12 protein-coding genes and 3 pseudogenes are annotated in these 16223 nt (G+C 43.6%); 4 read left to right on the top strand and 11 right to left on the bottom strand.

Annotation, left to right across the window (positions count from 1 at the left end):
* Positions 1-128: pseudogene (locus tag AC6R0L_RS15240) on the bottom strand (recombinase family protein); the annotation flags it as partial.
* A 41-nt stretch (positions 129-169) separates the two neighbouring features.
* Positions 170-805 (bottom strand): recombinase family protein, encoded by a 636-nt coding sequence (locus AC6R0L_RS15235; protein WP_500629647.1) that lies wholly within the window; start codon positions 803-805, stop codon positions 170-172.
* Positions 806-925: 120 nt separating this feature from the next.
* On the opposite strand from AC6R0L_RS15235, the pseudogene AC6R0L_RS15230 reads away from it, so the two are divergent.
* Positions 926-1108 (top strand): annotated as a pseudogene (locus AC6R0L_RS15230) (hypothetical protein); the annotation flags it as partial.
* 228 nt (positions 1109-1336) lie between these two features.
* Here the strand turns inward: AC6R0L_RS15230 and AC6R0L_RS15225 are convergent.
* From AC6R0L_RS15225 to AC6R0L_RS15205, 5 genes are read right to left on the bottom strand one after another with little or no spacing between them, the layout of a single operon-like run.
* Positions 1337-2407 carry a phenylacetate--CoA ligase family protein gene (locus AC6R0L_RS15225; protein WP_500629646.1) on the bottom strand — a complete coding sequence of 357 codons (1071 nt, stop codon included), beginning with the start codon at positions 2405-2407 and terminating at the stop codon, positions 1337-1339.
* Positions 2395-3564 carry an MFS transporter gene (locus AC6R0L_RS15220; protein ID WP_500629645.1) on the bottom strand — a complete coding sequence of 390 codons (1170 nt, stop codon included), beginning with the start codon at positions 3562-3564 and terminating at the stop codon, positions 2395-2397. Before AC6R0L_RS15220 ends, AC6R0L_RS15225 begins: the two co-directional genes overlap by 13 nt.
* Positions 3551-4516 (bottom strand): ATP-grasp domain-containing protein, encoded by a 966-nt coding sequence (locus tag AC6R0L_RS15215; RefSeq protein ID WP_500629644.1) that lies wholly within the window; start codon positions 4514-4516, stop codon positions 3551-3553. The genes AC6R0L_RS15220 and AC6R0L_RS15215 overlap by 14 nt, the downstream gene beginning before the upstream one ends.
* Entirely contained in the window at positions 4513-5475 is a 963-nt protein-coding gene (locus tag AC6R0L_RS15210) for a methyltransferase (protein ID WP_500629643.1), read from the bottom strand. The genes AC6R0L_RS15215 and AC6R0L_RS15210 overlap by 4 nt, the downstream gene beginning before the upstream one ends.
* Positions 5469-6737: an aminotransferase class I/II-fold pyridoxal phosphate-dependent enzyme gene (locus AC6R0L_RS15205; RefSeq protein WP_500629642.1), complete on the bottom strand. Its 1269-nt coding sequence runs from the start codon at positions 6735-6737 to the stop codon at positions 5469-5471. Before AC6R0L_RS15205 ends, AC6R0L_RS15210 begins: the two co-directional genes overlap by 7 nt.
* 652 nt (positions 6738-7389) lie before the next feature.
* Here AC6R0L_RS15205 and AC6R0L_RS15200 point away from each other — a divergent pair.
* The gene (locus tag AC6R0L_RS15200) at positions 7390-10413 is read left to right on the top strand and encodes a Tn3 family transposase (protein ID WP_500629641.1); all 3024 of its coding nucleotides are present in this window, start codon (positions 7390-7392) and stop codon (positions 10411-10413) included.
* Between the two features lie 281 nt (positions 10414-10694).
* Positions 10695-11366 (top strand): type 1 glutamine amidotransferase domain-containing protein, encoded by a 672-nt coding sequence (locus AC6R0L_RS15195; protein WP_500629640.1) that lies wholly within the window; start codon positions 10695-10697, stop codon positions 11364-11366.
* A 229-nt stretch (positions 11367-11595) separates the two neighbouring features.
* Here AC6R0L_RS15195 and AC6R0L_RS15190 read toward each other — a convergent pair whose 3' ends face one another.
* The 3 genes and pseudogenes from AC6R0L_RS15190 to AC6R0L_RS15180 form a co-directional block, all read right to left on the bottom strand.
* Positions 11596-12525 carry an SDR family NAD(P)-dependent oxidoreductase gene (locus AC6R0L_RS15190; RefSeq protein WP_500629639.1) on the bottom strand — a complete coding sequence of 310 codons (930 nt, stop codon included), beginning with the start codon at positions 12523-12525 and terminating at the stop codon, positions 11596-11598.
* A gap of 76 nt (positions 12526-12601) precedes the next feature.
* Positions 12602-13192, bottom strand: a pseudogene (locus AC6R0L_RS15185) (fibrobacter succinogenes major paralogous domain-containing protein).
* A 239-nt stretch (positions 13193-13431) separates the two neighbouring features.
* Positions 13432-14322 (bottom strand): AraC family transcriptional regulator, encoded by an 891-nt coding sequence (locus tag AC6R0L_RS15180; RefSeq protein ID WP_500629638.1) that lies wholly within the window; start codon positions 14320-14322, stop codon positions 13432-13434.
* A gap of 198 nt (positions 14323-14520) precedes the next feature.
* On the opposite strand from AC6R0L_RS15180, the gene AC6R0L_RS15175 reads away from it, so the two are divergent.
* Positions 14521-15390, top strand: coding sequence for a patatin-like phospholipase family protein (locus AC6R0L_RS15175; RefSeq protein WP_500629637.1), 870 nt, complete (start codon positions 14521-14523; stop codon positions 15388-15390).
* A gap of 145 nt (positions 15391-15535) precedes the next feature.
* Here AC6R0L_RS15175 and AC6R0L_RS15170 read toward each other — a convergent pair whose 3' ends face one another.
* A complete protein-coding gene (locus tag AC6R0L_RS15170) occupies positions 15536-16192 on the bottom strand; it encodes a nitroreductase family protein (protein ID WP_500629636.1) in 657 nt (218 codons plus the stop codon).
* Positions 16193-16223: the final 31 nt, after the last annotated feature.

The raw sequence follows: 16223 nt of genomic DNA, 5'->3' as shown, positions 1-16223 counted from the left end.
CGGCGAGTCTCATAATCATCTCGAGCCATCGCTGCAGCTAAATCGATCATAAATTCAGTAAGTACTTTCGAGATCATGGAGCCGTCAGAATTATCATGGAGAACGGGATGAGTCATCGGTTGATTAAGGGGTCTGAAGCCCAATGGAACGAAAACGTACGCTAAGCTTCTTACCCCGCTGAGCGCTCACTTGCCAACTTCTTAGCAACCCGTATTACTGTACGACCTGAAACATTGGTAAGTTTGGCGGTATCACTGATACTCAGCTTGTTGACTACTCGTAGCTGATAGATTTTTTCGTGTAGTTCTGAATCGGCTTGCCGCCCTCTGTATTTCCCTTCCTCTTTGGCTTTCTTTATTCCTTCAGCCTGACGGCGGCGGCGATCTTGGTAATCTTTTCTCGCGATAGCAGCTAGCATATCCATCATCATGCTATTTATAGATTTGATCATCGATCCGGTAAATTCATCGGTGATTTGGGGAGAGAATGCGATATGACTGGTTGGCAAATCTAAGCTAATCACTTTGAGTTCTTTTTCGTGCAGCATTTCTTTTAATGTGAACCAACTTTTCTCATCCAGACGAGAAAGCCTGTCTATCTGTTCAATGATGATTGCATCGCCTTTCGCAGCATCATCAAGCAAACGAAGAAGTTCAGGTCTTTGCAGTGAAGCCCCTGATTCATTTTCTATGTACCATCCGGCTATGCGGAATCCTTTATCCTGTACAAACTTATGTAAGGTGCTCTGTGCTCGTTTCGCGTTTTGATCGCTAGTTGATGCTCTAAGATAGCCAAAGATGTACATAATCTGCCCTAAGTGACATTTAAGTTATGATCTTACGTGGTGTGCCATATAGGTTATGACAAATATATAAAAACTGCCACTTTTAATCTGTGATCATGGGGTATAATTATATGGCAGTGTCGAGTGAAACAATTGTTATGTGGGAAATTAAGCCTGAAAAACTACAACACTCAAGTTGGTGAGACTTACGCTATGATAAAAGCACTGAAAAATCTTACAGGGTTCGGTATGCCAGAAACTCAGTGTACGGTATCGGAATTGGTCAATTTCAGACGGTTTAGCTCCCTTGTCCGAGTTACGTAACAAAGTCTTGGGTACTATCTCTTTTACATCATCATTTGCATTTCTCCTTGAGTAAAGTTATCCAAGGAGAAATGCAACGGAAGACCAGTCGGAAGTCAGCTCACTTTTGTGAACAGATATTAATCGGTCTAAGTAGTTCATAATAATATGAAATTTGTAACCACAATATCATTCCATCCATACTTTTATGTTTTTGGGTGGATCTTTTAAGCACCGAGTTTAGACTAGTTACTTTATTACAAGACATATTGCGCTTTCTTCAACAGGTTGGTGCTTTGTCCTAATAAAGGGCTTGACTTTATTAGTGGACTCAGACTTTAAAAACGTTCGTTTCTTTGTAATGAGAACATGAAAATATAAGGCATCGTTGATCAACTCTCTTATCAATGGTGACAATTTAAGTCGCTCACTAATTGTTTCTGCTGATACTTGACTTCTTTGACACACCATTAGAACAAGCCCTAGGCCTTGTTCTTTATAGTCAACCTCAACAAGTTGTATATCTGTATCCGATATAGAATGGTTAGAGCTTTCTGATAGTACCCGGGTGAATTCATAGATTGAAATCGAAGTGCCAAGGATGTTTCTCGACGTTGGGACCCGTCCCTCAAGGTGTAGGATATCGCCCTTATGGCCACATGGGCACAGGACATTGCGCTTGATAGCACCCACGTCTCCCATTGAATGCTCCAACAGGTGGCATTGTCCGGGATATATGACGGTTACACTGAGCTCACCGTTGGTAGGGGAACAAACGAGGTTTATATGGTCATAAATATGGTAGTGAGCGCCATTTAAGTGCGAACACTGAAAGCCTATTGGACCAGTTTCTTGTGTGGTGTACGCTAGAGGTTTGATACATACGTTTGGAAGTAGTTGTTGTATCTTTTCGATAAGTGAATCAGGGAACATTTCCCCAAGGTAAAAAATATTCCTGATCGAGGCTAGTTGCACTTTCCGCTTCTGGCTAAATAAGCATTCAGCAAAACTTGGCAGGCACATTATTGTGTCAATATTTTCTGTACATATAGCTTCACAAAGTGTGTCATGTTCAACAGCTGAGGCAAAGGGATAATATTTCACCTCGAGGTGACGGCAAATTTCATGGGCAAAAAGAAAACCTCCCCACAAATTGCCTGCCGTCAGACAATTTGCAACCGTGCGGACCTGTAAATCCATGAATAAAGGGCGTAATTCCTTAGCTGCTGAGGATGTTACAAACTGATAATTATCCCAAGGGTGCTCAACAATTCTAGCTTTTTCGGTTGTTCCACCGGTAGCGAAAACTATGGCTGACATGGTGACTCCTTTCTGTCGTCTTTTTTCAGGCAGATGAACGAAATCACCACGGAACTCAGTACTGTGATAAAGATAAACATCGGAACATGGTCAGCCAAGTGCGTAACCGCCAATCCGGTAACCCATGAGCCTAATGCTTCACCAGCGTTCGACACAATCAGTATGTAACTAAACAACACGCTGGTAGATATATCAGAGGGAATGTCTGTTGCCTGATAGTAAAGTTCTGGAATGATAACGGACTCATAAATGCTGTACGCAATTAACGCCGCAATTGCGACATACACAGAACCCAACAAATAAGCTGATGATAATAATCCACATACCAGAATGATTTGAGTACGCGACCGTTCACTAAAGGAGATAAGTTTTGCCACGCCTCCCTGCCAAAGACAAATTGTCACACCAACGACTGAGAAAAATACTCCGGAATATTTACCGAGGTGAGGATTGATTTTGTCTAACAGCGTTGTAGCGGTAATGAATATTCCCATAATGAGAAAACAGAAGAATGCTGACAGAAGGATACGCCGTATGTGGCTACTTGCCATGATGCTCTGAAACCCTTCCTGCATACTTGCCAGCGGTGAGTCAGTTGAATACTTATGATTGGCTGGAAGGTCATAAATGAGTTGAAGAGCTACTAGAGCTATAATGATACTAGATATTGTCAGAACCAGCAGCCCATCTTCGATAAACTCCAAATTCATCATAGCAACAGCCAGCATTGGCGCTACGAAGACGGCCGAATTTTGGCTGAGCGAGAACGTATTAAGTGCTTTTTTTAACTGCGATCCGGTTAGGGTTTCGGCTAGCACTTCCCGTAAAAAAGGCTTGGAAACCGACTTGGAAGCCGAAATAATTAAGAAGAATAATACCCAGCCGACCAATGATAGTGTCAAATAAATAGTCAGGAAGGCCGCACCTCTCAGTAGTAGAGATATAAAGATCAATTTTCTCCTAGAAAAGCGTTCAAGATAACCAGTGATAGTAAACATAAGCAAACTTTCCAGCATTACAGCCCCAGCGAGACAGGCTGCTACGTCGGAGGCACTAAGATTTGGGGATTTCCCTAATAGTGGTAGAGCAAAGAAGAATGAAAATTCTGCAAGAAATACTGTCAGATAAATGAAACAGGTTGTTTTATTCGCTTTCATGATGATTATGGATTATCCCAGCTAGTTGATCGAATACAAATGCCCTGATTCCCTCGGGCAGCTTAGTCAGGCCGGTTTCGACCGTGGCCACCTCATTAAAATAAAAACCTTCGTTATTCATCAGCCAATCAACTGACAATACCGAACAGTCGGCCTGAACCATTATCTCTCGAGACAACCGCAGCATTTCTTGAAAAAATGGCATATGGGTATAGTCTGCTAGGAACATATTTTCCGTTAAAATAACCTGTGATCCACCTAGAGCAACGTTGCCGATATAGCCTTCTCCTCGGGGTTTGCGGAATTTAATGAATGCCAGTTTATGTGCAATAAAGAAAAACCGTATATCACAGGCATCAGGAAGAAAGGGCATCATGAAATATTCGAGAGATGATGCTGAAATCAAGTTTCCGATGCTAATCGCATGCTGATCGTTTTCTGACTTGATTACGCCAAAGCCCATGCCAGTGCTGGCAGGTTTGAAAATATACTTACCAGGGTAGCTGGTAATAAATTGCTCAATGTTGGGAATAACCTGTCGGTGATACCCTAGCGTACTAAAAGGGAGCACGGGCGCACCGATTTTCTCTGCCAAAGACATCTGCCCTATTTTGTCCCACTCTAGTGTTTCAACTCCGGCAATACCACTGTTTAGTAGGCATGCGTTTCTGATACGAAGGAAATGGCGGAGGTTTGAGGCGGTAGAGCGAGCTTGAGCATTCAGGTTAGCAGGGGAGATGATAAATGTAGCAGAAGAGTAATTTAACGGCTGGTTTTTGTACAGCAGTGTCAGCCCTCTATCCAAGTGAGTGGAAACGACACAGTCTTCCAGAGCGATAAAGCTGAACGTGATATTTCGCTTCTTTAGTTCATGGGTGTACTCCGCATATGCATGCTCAATTTCCGTAACATTGCTGTATTCTTCCTTTGCGACAATCCAGTATAAGTTCATACCATATCCTTTTTCCACACCATGACGGACTGTGACAGCGAAGTGTTATGTACCCTGTCGATGGTGAAGCCCGCAGCTTGGGCCAATACCTCATATTCTGCATAAAATCGCTCCTTTCCAAGAAAGAGCGCATCCATGAGCAGATCTAGCGTCTTACCTTTATTACTTCTAGGCTGTTTGATGATTTCGATGACAAACAGAGTTGATTCCGGCGTCATTGCCCGATGACAGTTGCGTAGGATAGTTAAGGCGTTAGCATCATCCCAATCGTGTAGAATATTTTTCAAGATATAAATGTCTTTGTCTTCGACGATTCTAGTAAAGAAGTCCCCGTCTACAAAGTCGATACCAGTTTCGTTCTTGTTGTTCTCTGGGTACACATCTATAACAGTGGCGGATTTCAGGTTGTAGTGCTGATGCAGCTTTTTCAACAGCACCCCTTGACCTCCTCCAATATCTACAACTTCCGTCTGCGTATCACAAATTATGTGGCTAACAAGCTCAGTGGCAAGCTCTTCTGTAATTTTTGCCATCAAACGATCAAAGGTGCTTTTCAGCTCAGGCTTTGTGAGGATATATGAAAAGAAGGGCTTGCCATGTCGGGTTTCGAAGGCGGATGCAGGGGTAGAAGATAGTAGGGACGAAGGGTAATCAGGCCACATACTCCAATAGTCCTCACCTAGTTCGCACAGAATCCACAGTGTCTCGAGACTATTTTCGTCTGCTAAGGCGCCGCACTTATCTGCCAGAACATAGTGATCCCCTTCAACACGCACTACGTTGCATTCTTCCATTACATCCAACAAGCGTGATAGGCGGTTGGACTCTATCTGGCTAGCAGCAGAAAGTTCTTCCAAACTTGTGGGTCCCCTACGCCCTAACCAAACCGGTATGTTGAGCTTCACAAACGCATGCAGGGCTGCCGAATAGCGGTAGGCGGTTATCAACTCTGTTAACATGTCAATTCCTCTGTCAGAGCATTTATGAACGTAGCAAATCGCTCAAGATCGTCAATGGAATGCGCGGCGGAGAGGGCAACACGGACAATACTTTTTGATTTAGGTACGGTCGGATACATGGCTGCAGTGGCCAAAAAACCCTGTTGGCGGAGACGTCTAGATGTGTTGATAGCTTCAGTCTCATCGCCTATTTGAAGCGTACGGATGGGACTTGTTTTATCTTTGACTTCGACATTACGTACCGCATTGTCAAAGAAGTGAATATTATCCTTAAGTTTTTTTTGCAGTGTTATTATTTCACTAGAAAGATGAATGTCCGCTGAGGCCAAACATGCAGCAATGCCGGGTAAGGATGGAGGACCACTAAAGATATAATTTAATGCATATTTTTTTATGAAGGAGGCTGACTGTGGGTGACTAAAAGAGGCTGAACCACCATGAGAACCGAAAGCTTTTGAGAGTGAGGAGAGCAGAATAAGATTATCACTAAATTCCCCTATCTGGTGCAGTGTGTATCCACATCCATTTTTTCCGATGATTGAGGTGCCATGGGCATCGTCGACATAGTAATACCCCTGATACTCTGCTGCTAATTGCGTTAGAAAACGGACATCATGGCTTCCTCCCATTGAGCCTAGAGAATCCGATATAAGGACGGGCGTTTTGCCATTCTGTCTGCACAGGTTTAAGGTAGTATACAATTTATCCTGATCAGAGAAGTCTATCCTGTCGCAGTGGCCAAACTGTTCTAGTATTCCCCTTAAGATTTGCACCGAAGCATGAGTCGTTTTATCTATAATCCACTGCACGCCTTTTGGACTCATGTTGTAACCAGGCAGCTCTCCTGAACCAAGAATCGGTAGGACTGCTAGGTGTGCGGCCCCTACGGAATTAAATGTCACCGTATAGGAGTCGAGAAAAATAGTATTAAGTTTTTCTTCGAGAGCGTCAAATATATCGCATTTTGCCCGAGTTCTTGCTGCAGAATATTGCACACCAAATTTGTCAACTGACATTTTAATGGCCTGGCTTAAAGCGGGGTGCTGCTCAAGCCCGAGATAAGAGCAGGACATAAAATCGATATATTTTTGACCAGCGCTGCACACTATTTCTCTGTTTTTAGTTCGGGATACAATAGTTAAATCATTAATTCCTTGTTCCCATATTTGTTCCTGATAGGAACTGCTTGTTTTGATGCGATTAGATAACCAGTTTTTTGAAGTAGTTTTAGTTTCTTCAAACGATGTGAGTGTTTCTGCCATAAAAATCCTTTTTAATTGCATATTAAATCTGATACTTAAATAGTGTTAAGTAATTGTTTTGTTATGGGGCTACGAAGAAGGGTAGGTGTATCTGACCTGAGCGCAATCTCTTGAGTTTTCTTAACTTTAATCTAACAGGGTGTGGCTTATTATGCAACAGGGTGATATTTAACTTGATGATTAGGAATTTCAATCCTTAACCATTAAGACTTGCTATCTCACTGAATTTCCAGCCTAAATGATATAGTGAGCAGTTATTATGAAATGATTGGCCAAAGGCTTAGTAATACCCATTTGCTTTGGCCTAGTGACTAGAACAACGGCAACGTTACGTGTCGGATTGGTCAATGATCTAACTCAGCCCTCCTGCGCCAAATCATTTATGAGATGTTAAATGTAAAGCAACATTTTAGTGGAGGCTTAAGTCGCATACTGTGACAGTAGCAAGTAGGACTCTTAGAGGTGCGGTATTTGGCAATCGGTATTGTCTGCTCAACAAAAAACGTGTAGTGATGGTTGTGAGCACGTTTGGGGTATCACCCACCATGTTAAACGATTTCAGATAAACATGGTGCACAAATGTCTGTGTTGTTTTGGAAGTAGTGTTCACTTAGCATGCTGGCATCTTCTTGTTATAGTTCAGATAATCCCAATGTCAGCGACCAAAAAACAACGCCTCCAGATCCTGAAAGCCGACGAAATTGATGCTCTCTATAGTTTACCTACGCTCAGCCAAAAAGAAAGAGAAGAGTACTTCGCACTCGATAGTAAATTACTCAGCTATGTTCGGTCCCTGTCACGTTTAGAGACGCAATACTACTTTATCTTGTACTTGGGTTACTTTCGTGCCAAACCCGTTGTACCGCAGTTTGAGCTCGCTCAAGTACGTGGTGATATCCAGTACCTCAGTCAGCGCTACTTCTCAGGCAAAAAGCCGCAACAAGTCGTTCTAGCTAAAGCTACAAAATCACGCGTAATTAGCCAGGTATTAGCACAGCTGGAGTTTTCTACTTTGACGCCCACGTATTCGGCAGCGTTGCAAAGCCGGCTAGTTGATGTCGCTACGATTTTCAGCGACCCTCGATACTTATTAGATGAAGCGATCGCGTTCTTCAGTCAACACCGTATAGCCTTACCTGGTTACAGTACGCTCCAGTCACTGGTAACGACAGTACTCAGCAAAGAAAGGAAACGTATTGAAGCCATCATGTCGAGAAGTTTGTCTGTAGAAGCGGTTCAAACACTACAAAGCATCATGAAAAATAAAGGAGAGCTTAACAATTTATCTGAGTACCGCGGCTCTGCCAGAGGGTTTGCTTCTTCCGAGTTAGAACGCGAACTGAGTACACACCACACACTGCAGCGTATCTATCCAACATTAAAAGCCTTGGTCAGTTCCCTGCAGCTTTCACGAGGCAACATGATCTATTACGCCTCTTTAGTTAAACATCGTTCAGTATATAAACTTCGACGCACACCAAAGTGGCAAGGGTTGCTATATCTGGTGTGCTACCTTTATTTTCGGTACAGAGAAAATAATGACCGTTTGGTGACAGCCTTTTGTTATCGAGTTGAGAAACACCGAGAAGCCGCTCAAGCGTACGCAAGGCAGCGGGTTGCTGATGACCTAGAAGTAGTTCGTACAAAACTCAAAGAAGCTGGCAGTATATTACGATTATTTACTGACCACGACTTGGAAGACTCGGTCTCATTTGGCGAAGTACGTCAACGTGCCTTCTCCCTGCTTGAAGCTACAGATTTGAATAGAGTGAGCCAGCACTTGTGCCAAAACGAACTCGATCTGCGAGATTACCAGTGGCAGTACGTGGATCACCATGCACATAAATCAGGGAAAATGCTGCGCAAACTCTTTATCGCCATCGATATTGAGACGCTGCAGCCAACTTTAACGGATCAAATTACTGTCGCTAAGCGAGAGCTTAATCAGGGTTCGTTAATCCAGACAATCAATGAGACCCTTATCCCGCCTCGAGAGCAACCATACATTGCCCAGGAAACACCAAACCCTTTACGTTTTGAACACTACCTCTACCAGCGGATTGCGACTTATATTGAGAGTGGTCAAGTATATGTAATGGAGAGTGAAAAGAACCGCAGATTAGAAGACGACCTGATCCCTTCCGATACCTGGCGGTCGGATAAAGTATCGTTGATTGAAAAAACAGGTTTAACACGATTGGCTACACCGATATCAGAGACCTTATCCCAGCTAGAAGAACGCTTTCAGACACTGCTGAAGCGTGTCACAGCAAATATAACAGCGGATGCAAACGAGTTTGTTCGATGCCAACCTCGCTCTAATCAGTTGACTTGGAGTTTGGCAAACCGTCGTTGGAAGACCGCCATTGACAATCCAGTATACAATCAGATCCAGCACAAGGGGATCATCGAGGTAATGCGTTACGTCAGCCGTAAAACAGATTATCTTAGTGCTTTTTCTGCAATGGCATCACGGAAGAAGACCGTGAAAGCAAAAGATGAAGATCTGATTGCTTGTCTATTTGGCAATGGGGCGAACTATGGGCTGCACCATATTGCATCTGTATCTGATCGCAGCGTGGGTGCCCTTCGCGCAGTCAATGACAGTTACATCCGACCCGAGACAACACAGGTTGCTAACGACTTAATTTCTAATGCTACAGCAAAACTGCCAATCTTTAGGTACTACACCATCAATGAGCAAGCGCCATTTGGTAGTATCGATGGGCAAAAGCATGCTTGCCGGATCAATACCTTTAAAGCCCGTTTCTCAGCCAAGTACTTTCGCAAAGGGAAAGGGGTTTCCGCACTGACATTAGTGGTCAACCATGTGCCAGTAAACACGACAGTAAACGCGCCCAATGAGTATGAAGCTCATTTCGCCTTTGATCTTCTCTATAACAATAGTAGCGAGATACAGCCAAGCTCCGTGGCAACAGACACTCACGGCGTAAACAGTGTCAACTTCGCGTTATTAGACATTTTTGGCTATCAATTTGCGCCACGTTACGCACGATTTAAGCGAATTTTTGAAGGATTGTTTGATGTAAGTGTGACTCCAGAGCTGGAGATTAACCTAAAGAAGCCAATTAAGAGTAAGCTGATAGAGCAAGAATGGGACAATATTCAGCATATAGTCTGTTCGTTGAGCCGGAAATCAGCCAGTCAAAGTACAGTGGTAAAAAAGTTGGCTAATACCAAACGAAGTACTCGTACGCTTCAAGCTCTACGGGAATACGATCGGCTCATCAAGTGTATTTACGTTCTTGAGTATGTCGATAATCAAACACTCCGGCAGTTTGTTCAGCAGGCTTTGAATAGGGGTGAAGCGTATCACCAACTACGACGTGCCATAGCGTCGGTAAATGGAAACCAGTTTCGTGGTGGCCATGATTATCAAATTGAGCAATGGAATGACTGCGCTCGTCTCATAGCCAACTGCATAATCTATTACAATTCGGCTTTGCTATCAGGATTAGTGGAGCGCTTTGAAGAAAAAGGTAACCAAACGGTGGTCGATCTACTGGCCAATTTATCTCCCGTCGCATGGAGCCATATTCAGTTGGCGGGTAACTATACATTTGCCGAAGAACAGAATGCACTAAACCTTGAAGCCTTGCTGGAAGATGTCAACCCTTTATCAGAGAGGGCTTTAGGTGATGATAACGATGTTTGATAGATGACGCCTACTAAATAGTCTCATAAAATCATGACCTTAACGAGGTGCGTGGAACTTTTCGTAGAAATGGGCGCAATACCCCTAATTGTTTTGCTGCAGAAGAAAACCCTAAGCTCTCCGCGACCGTAACAAATTCGTTGATACCCTCAAAGCTATCCATAATTACCTTTGCTATTTAGCAATAATGTTTTGTCAAACCAGTGTATTATCACTCATTTGAATAGCAAATAGTATGAGGGTGTTGAACAAAGAGACGCAAAACATTTGAGGAAAGCAGCATGAAAAAAGTACTAATTATTGTGACAAACCACGCGACACTCGGTGATACCGACCAAGCGAACGGAACTTACGCGCCAGAGCTTACTCATGCGCTTGACCAACTGCTTGAAGCTGGCTTTGGGTACGATATTGCTTCAATAAAAGGTGGTCAGGCACCACTGTACGGTACCGATATAGAAGGTGATGTGGTCAACACGAAAATCTTAGCGAATGATGATTTCCAAAATCGCATCAATAACACGATCCCTGTTTCACAAGTGAACGGAGAACACTACGATGCGATCTTCTACCCCGGAGGCTTTGGCCTTCTTTCAGATCTAGCAAGCAATGAAGAATTCGCAAACATCTCCGCAACACACTATGAAAACGGCGGCATTATTGCGGCAGTATGTCATGGTCCTGGTGCTCTTCTGCCAATCACACTCAGCAACGGCGAGAAGCTCATCGCCTCTAAATCCGTGACAGGGTTTACTCGCGAAGAAGAAGTTGACTTCGGTACAATCAACGACATTCCTTTTCTTCTTGAAGAGTCTCTCGCACGCAGTGCAGCACGCTACTCTAAAGTCCAGCCATGGCAAGAGTTTGTGATTGTCGATGACCGCCTTATCACAGGGCAAAATCCAACTAGCGCGCACGCTGTTGGCAAAGCCATTGTGGATTTATTGGCCTAATTAACCAATCAAACCATCAACAGCTCAATTGAATCGAGCCGCTTCGGGGGCGTTTAGTTTTAATTAGCCACCCGAAGCGTGTAGTGTTCGACGGTAATATGAGTGACTTAGCAGTTGCTCTGTTTTTCTAGGGCTTGGGACTCAATAACCCGTCAGTTGAAGCTATTGATTTTTTAATCCAATAGCTCAAATTTGTTTGAGTTCTCTGAATAATTTCACACTAAAACTTCTACTTTATAAACTCATGAATAACGGTATTTGCATTATCTTGGACTGACTCTTGACCAATAATTTCCGGCCAATGTATTGCTTGGTTGGCTAATTTTCCCGTTAACCCTTTTTCACTGCCCCACCAAATACCAGTCTCAAAATCCTCTGTATTTAGCATCACGTCCACATAACGCTTGGCACCCACTTCAACAGAATGTGCTTTACCAAAGAACTGCAAAACTCTCATTGTGGCATTGGTTGCCCATTTTTGATACCAAGGGAAAGCATCTGCCCCCGATGTACCCGCTGCCATTCCTGGATCAACAGTGACGAACCTAAAGTTCGGATGTTTGCGTGCCATGCTCATGGTCCATAGGGCACCCATAAGTTTTACCGAACCATAGTGGTCAGTATACGCCTTGTTTTGGGCAAATTTTTCTCCACTTACAACCGATACCCACTCTTCTATCGATCCTTCTGTAATCGGCGGTTTCGCGGCGCCAATCTCAGGCGCTCCTCTTGCTGCAAAGCTGGCGACATACACGACCGATCCCCTAGTGTTTAACTTCCCGTTATTCATTAAACGTTCCGCTAAATGGATATTCCCTAATACATTAACTGCGAAGGTAAAAATAACACCATCTTTTGTAAGTTTTGTAGGCTCAGAACCGCCTGCACCACCAGCATTTAGTACAATGCCATCGACTTGGGTATCAAGATTTTCAGCTGCTTTTCGACAGGACTCTAAATCACTTACATCTACAATCAATGTTTCGAAAATGTTCTTGCCTGTGAGTTTTTCCAACTGCTGAAGCGCTTGTTCCGCTCGCTCTTCACTTCGGCATGCCAAAATAATTTTTGAAATACCTTTTCTTTGAGCAAACTGTTTAGCAGCCTCAAACCCAAGTCCAGAGTTTGCGCCGGTAATTAAAATTGAAGAATATGTCATATCGAGTACCGAGTAGAAATAGAAGAACTACAATGAAAGCGCTATTGATATAGTGAAGAAAACTTCTGGATCAAATTTAAATTTTTACGCAGCGAACACTGAACATATAATCTTTTGAGCTGGTCGCACGACGAATTTCGCCTTTGTGCGCATTCCACCAAGAGTAAGCCAATGTGCGAATGATACCTTTAGCGTCAGATGCGCTATCGGCAGTCCAAAACTCGGTATAAGCTCCCTCTGTGATGTAAAAGCCATTCCATTTAACACCAGCAGGTCTGGCAAAGAAGTTATGTTTGTTGACTAAAGACTGATCCACCTTTTTAAATGGCCCGTCAGCTTGTGCCTTTTTTAGCTGTAAGCCAAGCTGTTGGTCACCGCCTCGCCAACCTTCTTGGTGAACTTCCTCTTCAGGCATGCCAATGCTTCGCTCAAGCTTTTTTCAGTCCTCATCTGTCGCAACTCTCCAACCCTCAGGACATAAGTTTCTCTCATCAGCGACATCATGCCAGTTGTATAGTCGACCATATTTCAACAAGTTAGCTTCATCATCTTTTGGAATGACGCCAGAGCTAACAGCCGAACCATCTTGGAACTTGGTACTTCTCAGCCCTTCAGCTAACCAGACCTGATCACCGATGGTCACCGTTCGATAGACATTACCTTCCATGTCATGAACCGTATTTTCCAGTTGGTAAAGATCCTCATTGATGTCCTTAGCAAAGGTTGTAGTAGCAAGTGCCATACTGACTCCTATAGATAGAATAATTTTTTTCACGGCAAGTCACCTTTCACTGACGCAGTGGAATTACTATATCTATCACCCAGAACAGGAAATAGGCGAATTGCTCTTTAAAAAATGCCTATTTGTATCAAATAGGCATTTTAAACTATCTAATAATTCGCTAACTACGCAATATTCTCAATCATGCCCTTGGCTTGACTCCATTGCTTAGGCGATTGGCCATACATACGTTTAAACTCACGGCTGAATTGAGAAGAGCTCACATACCCTACCGCCATTGCAGCCTCGTTAACGCCCATCCCTCCTGCTATCTTCATAGCGGCTTTGTTTAAGCGCATAGACTTCATAAATTGGATAGGGGACATACGAGTTGCTTGTTTGAATTTACGATGGAAAACTGCACGACTCATGCAAACGATAGAAGCGAGTTCATCAATAGTGACGTTCTTACTCAGGTTCAGTGACAGGTACTCGATCGCCTTCGCGATTTCGTTTCCAATTCCAAACGCTCTTCTTGCAGAAATACCAGCATCGCCTTTCAGCACTGCGTAGTAGAATTCCCGCAGACGGCTTTCACCCAAGATAGCGGTATCGATACTACTGTCGCCCAATTGAAGTAACCTAAGTAGCGCATCAGAAAAGGTATCATCCCAATTAGCCAGTGACATACTAGGTGGTTGCGAGCCACTTTTTGGTCGTTTTATCGCGCTGACGGCACTCTCCATTTCAATCACCAGTTCAGTCATAACCTTGGTATCTAGAGAAATATAAACGCCTAGCAAAGGCTCTTCTGGAGAGGCTTCAGGTGTCCCCGCTTCGACGGGTAGTGAGACTGTACAGCACATATATTGACTGCTGTCATATACGTAATGATCGCCGTCGAGAATCGCTTCTTTCTTACCACTCAAAATAACAATCACCGTCGGTTCATATACCGCAGGTGCACAGGGTATCGAGTGCGTCACTCGAAACAAACTAACACCTTTGATGCCCGTTTCGACCATGCCATCTTCAACAATCCGGCTCTCTACTATTTGTTTAATTCTCTGTTTCATTTTGTGCCTCAATCGCCGTGGTGATACAAATAGGCATTTTTTAAAGAGTATTTGACCTATTTGAGCAAACCTTTTGAGAGATATAGTTAACTATTATTGACGATACTCGCTCCGATCGCAGCTTGCAAATAGAAGTAACTAGCTCAACAAGATGACAGAGGTTCAGACGATGACGATTACACAGTTTAGGAAAATTTGATGTTCAAGAGGCTAATGTTTTCAGTCATAGCAGCCAGCTTAGTGGCTTGCTCTTCTGCTAATGTTTACGAAGACCTTAACGCAGTAACGACCCCAGTACCTGATAAACATGAACTCGGTATTGCTTTTGGCGGTGGTGGTGTTCGAGGGTTTATGCATCTTGGGGTTATTAAAGCGCTCGAAGAAGAGGGGGTAAAAGCAGAAGTGGTGAGCGGCACTTCCGCAGGTTCAATCGCGGCGGTCCTCTATGCATCGGGCATGACCGTTGAGAAAATGGAAACGGCAATTGAAGAGATTGGCATATTAGATCTGGCCGATTTTGTGGTGTCTTCGAGAGGGTTAGTTAATGGGAAAAGACTCTCTGAATGGATAAATAGCCAAGTTGACTATGATGACTTAACTGATATGCCAATACCTGTCGCCGTTACCGCTACCAATCTCACAACGCAAGAAGTCGTGATGATTCGTTCCGGAAATCCCGGTAACGCGGTGCAAACCTCATCAACAATCCCTGGGGCATTTGTCCCGATTGAGCACCAAGGAGATATTCTGGTTGATGGTGGTGTTCTTAGCGTGATTCCTGTCGATGCGGCAAGAGAGTTAGGCGCACAAAAGATCATTGCAGTCGATATATTTTGCCACAATCAACCGACTCCTGACGCACAGGCAAGCAGGGTCACCCTTGCTACTTTTCGCATGCAGAGCTGTCGGTTATCTCAGCAAGAGCTAAATAGTGCAGACATCATCATTGCCCCAAAGTTTGAGCCAAGCAGCAGCAGTGCATTTGATGAAAAAGAGCAGGCTATTGAAGCCGGGTACCTCGCCACAAAAGAGGTGATGCCAAAGATAAAAGCGCTGCTAGTGGAATAACTTCTGAATTGTGATGGGACAGAAGGATGTGGATAATTTTGTAATTCAACGATCCATTAATCAATCTGCCCAAAACAATGGTATAGCAAGGAGACGCAGCGGGAAAGCATGAGAGGTGATGAAATCTCACTCATGCTTTTGTGGCCTATAGCACCGTTAACACTGAATCAAGAGCCAGCCTCGATTTAGGTAAACTTGCATTATAGTCTTCTTCTTGATGGTGGTAACCCATGGCCAGTGCGACATCACATTGATACCCACCCAGTTCTCGGCAAAACTCTTCGCTGATTAATGCAGAGTCTACGCCTTCCATTGTAGTAGAGTCGATTCCTAATCGAGCCAACACATGTAATGTATTACCCAATGCCAAATAGGTTTGTGCTTTGGTCCAAGCAGAGGTATCGCCGGAACCATGGGTATTTAGCTCGGCAAATGCGAAACTACCAAACGCTTGCTCTCGATTCTCCGGCAAGACTCGCCCATCAGCAATTCCTTTATCAACAACCTTCGCGTAATCTTCACGGGTATAGCTAGGGTTATGCGCAAACAGAATAATATGAGAGGCTGCCTTAATATGGGGCTGATTGAAGTGATGCTTATTTCTAAACGTGCGATGCATACGCTCTTTTGCCTCATCACTTTCAATAACAATAAATTTCCAAGGTTGCGAGTTTATTGATGACGCAGACAAACGAATCGCTTCATAAATAATATTCAGTTGTTCTTGGGGAATGCGTTTATGTTTGTCGTAACGTTTTGCTGTGTACCGTTGCTCTAAATCCTTGATAATTTGACTTTTCATAATGATTTTTCCGCTTAATCAGTCTTGTCAA

Source organism: Vibrio sp. R15-SG3-ISO1A, from assembly GCF_059833955.1.
This window is presented reverse-complemented; position numbering and strand designations above follow the sequence as displayed.

Excerpts from the sequence above, each read along its gene's own strand:
- AC6R0L_RS15225 (WP_500629646.1), bottom strand. The coding sequence starts at position 2,407 with ATGTCAGCCATAGTTTTCGCTACCGGTGGAACAACCGAAAAAGCTAGA.
- AC6R0L_RS15235 (WP_500629647.1), bottom strand. The coding sequence starts at position 805 with ATGTACATCTTTGGCTATCTTAGAGCATCAACTAGCGATCAAAACGCG.
- AC6R0L_RS15200 (WP_500629641.1), top strand. The coding sequence starts at position 7,390 with ATGTCAGCGACCAAAAAACAACGCCTCCAGATCCTGAAAGCCGACGAA.
- AC6R0L_RS15215 (WP_500629644.1), bottom strand. The coding sequence starts at position 4,516 with ATGAACTTATACTGGATTGTCGCAAAGGAAGAATACAGCAATGTTACG.
- AC6R0L_RS15190 (WP_500629639.1), bottom strand. The coding sequence starts at position 12,525 with ATGACATATTCTTCAATTTTAATTACCGGCGCAAACTCTGGACTTGGG.
- AC6R0L_RS15175 (WP_500629637.1), top strand. The coding sequence starts at position 14,521 with ATGTTCAAGAGGCTAATGTTTTCAGTCATAGCAGCCAGCTTAGTGGCT.
- AC6R0L_RS15170 (WP_500629636.1), bottom strand. The coding sequence starts at position 16,192 with ATGAAAAGTCAAATTATCAAGGATTTAGAGCAACGGTACACAGCAAAA.
- AC6R0L_RS15205 (WP_500629642.1), bottom strand. The coding sequence starts at position 6,737 with ATGGCAGAAACACTCACATCGTTTGAAGAAACTAAAACTACTTCAAAA.
- AC6R0L_RS15210 (WP_500629643.1), bottom strand. The coding sequence starts at position 5,475 with ATGTTAACAGAGTTGATAACCGCCTACCGCTATTCGGCAGCCCTGCAT.
- AC6R0L_RS15220 (WP_500629645.1), bottom strand. The coding sequence starts at position 3,564 with ATGAAAGCGAATAAAACAACCTGTTTCATTTATCTGACAGTATTTCTT.
- AC6R0L_RS15180 (WP_500629638.1), bottom strand. The coding sequence starts at position 14,322 with ATGAAACAGAGAATTAAACAAATAGTAGAGAGCCGGATTGTTGAAGAT.
- AC6R0L_RS15195 (WP_500629640.1), top strand. The coding sequence starts at position 10,695 with ATGAAAAAAGTACTAATTATTGTGACAAACCACGCGACACTCGGTGAT.